This is a genomic window from Streptomyces sp. NPDC002446 (assembly GCF_053595675.1).
Genome location: NZ_JBSFYC010000158.1, coordinates 1 through 2588 on the forward strand (window position 1 = coordinate 1; position 2588 = coordinate 2588).

At 70.5% G+C, this 2588-nt stretch carries 1 protein-coding gene; it reads left to right on the plus strand.

Annotation, left to right across the window (positions count from 1 at the left end; all coding sequences use genetic code 11):
* On the plus strand, window positions 1-2588 hold a 2588-nt coding region (locus ACWD6P_RS36895; protein WP_451448592.1), incomplete at both ends, for a type I polyketide synthase.

Here is a 2588-nt window from a genome sequence, read left to right on the forward strand (position 1 = left end):
CGGGTGGCGGGTGTGGTGCGGGCGAAGGCGGGTGCCGCGGCCGTACTGGACGAGCTGACCCGTGACCGCGACCTGGACGCCTTCGTCCTCTTCTCCTCGGTCGTCGGCACTCTCGGACGTGCCGGGCAGGGTAACTTCGCCGCCGCCAGCGCCGCCTTGGACGCGTTGGCCCAGCAGCGTCATGACCTCGGCCTGCCCGCGACATCGGTGGCCTGGGGGCCGTGGAACGCGGGCGGTGTCGCCGGTGGCACGGTCGGAGAGGAGCTGCGCAGGCGCGGACTTCCCGCCCTGGACGCCGACCTGGCGCTCGGTGCGATGGCACAGGCGGTGGGGCGCGGCGAGGCCGCAGTGATGATCGCCGACGTGGACTGGGAGCGCTTTGTGCCCTCGTTCACCGCGGGTCGGCCCAGCCCCCTGATCGCCGACCTGCCGGACGTACGGATGTCTCGGGCGACCCCTTCGTCCACCAAGGACGGGGAAGCCGACGGAACGGCGTCGTCGCTGGCGCAGCGTGTCGCGGACCTGCCCGCCGCCGAGGCGGAGCATCTGCTGCTGGAACTCGTACGTACCCAGGCCGCGGCCGTGCTGGGACATGCGTCAACGGACGCGGTCGGTGAGACTCAGGCGTTCAAGGACATCGGCTTTGATTCCCTGACGGCGGTCGAACTCCGCAATCGCCTGAAGAACGCGACCGGTCTGCGACTGACCCCGACCCTGGTCTTCAACTACCCGACTCCCAAGGCGCTGGCCCGCCATCTGTACGGCGAACTCGCCGGGCGGACGGCTGGGGCGCAGCCGGAGAGCGTGACGGCGGCCCCGGTCGCCGCCCTGCCGGCCGTCGATGACGATCCGGTCGTCATTGTGTCGATGGCGTGCCGTTTTCCGGGTGGGGTGAGTTCGCCGGAGGATCTGTGGCGGCTTGTTGCCGAGGGCGGGGATGCGATTTCGGTGTTCCCGGCGGATCGTGGCTGGGACGTCGAGTCGCTGTATGACGCGGATCCGGAGCATGCGGGCACGTCGTACGTCCGCGAGGGCGGTTTCCTTTACGGTGCGGCGGAGTTCGATCCGGGGTTCTTCGGGATTTCGCCGCGGGAGGCGCTGGCGATGGATCCGCAGCAGCGGCTGCTGCTGGAGACGTCGTGGGAGGCGTTCGAGCGGGCCGGGATCAATCCGGAGAGCCTGCGCGGCAGCCGGTCCGGGGTCTTCATGGGCGTGGTGTCGCAGGACGACTACGGCCCGCGGATGAGCGAGGCGCCCGAGGAATTCGAGGGCTATCTGCTCACCGGTACCGCCGCGAGCGTGGTCTCGGGCCGGGTCTCGTACACGTTCGGGCTGGAGGGCCCGGCGGTGACGGTGGACACCGCGTGCTCGTCGTCGCTGGTGGCGCTGCATCTGGCGGCGCAGGCCCTGCGGCAGGGCGAGTGCACCCTGGCCCTGGCCGGCGGCGCGACCGTCATGTCCACACCGGGGACATTCGTGGAGTTCAGTCGTCAGCGGGGGCTGGCGGCGGACGGCCGGTGCAAGGCGTTCGCGGCCGCTGCGGACGGCACGGGCTGGGGCGAGGGTGTCGGTGTGCTGGTGCTGGAGCGGCTGTCGGATGCGCGCCGTAACGGCCATGAGGTGCTGGCCGTGGTGCGTGGCACGGCGGTGAACCAGGACGGGGCGAGCAACGGCCTGACGGCCCCCAATGGGCCGTCGCAGGAGCGCGTCATTCGGCAGGCCCTGGCCAATGCCCGTCTCACCCCGGACCAGGTGGATGTGGTGGAGGCGCACGGTACGGGGACGACGTTGGGTGACCCGATCGAGGCGCAGGCGCTGATCGCGACGTATGGGCAGGGTCGGGATGAGGCTGCGGGGCCGTTGTGGCTGGGGTCGTTGAAGTCGAATGTCGGGCATACGCAGGCGGCTGCGGGTGTCGGTGGTGTGATCAAGATGGTGTTGGCGATGCGGCATGGTGTGTTGCCGCGGACGCTGCATGTGGATGAGCCGTCGCCTCATGTGGACTGGTCAGCGGGTGCGGTGGAGCTGCTGACGGAGGAGCGGGCCTGGCCTTCGGTGGCCGGTCGGGTGCGGCGTGCGGGTGTGTCGTCGTTCGGTGTGAGCGGGACCAATGCGCACGCGATCATCGAGCAGGCGCCGGTCGCCGAGGCGGCGGAGCCCGAGCCGGAGCGCAAGGGCGACACGGGCGACACGGGCGACACGGGCGTGGGCATGATCCCATGGCTGATCACCGCCCGCGGTGCCGAGGCGCTGCGGGCCCAGGCGGAGCGGCTGCGTACGTACGTAGCGGCGCGGCCCGAGCTGGCGCCGGACGACGCCGCGTACTCCCTGGCGACGACCCGGGCTGTGATGGAGCACCGCGCCGTGGTCCTCGCCGCGGACCGCCCTAGTGCCCTTGACGCCCTGACCGCGATGTCTCAGGGCGAGACACCAACCGGCGTGGTGGAGGGCCGTGTGTCCGGTGTTTCCGGCCGGGTTGGTTTTCTCTTTTCGGGTCAGGGTTCGCAGCGGGTGGGGATGGGGCGTGTTTTGTATGGGGTGTTTCCGGTTTTTGCTGCGGCTGTGGATGAGGTGTGTGGGGCTTTTGA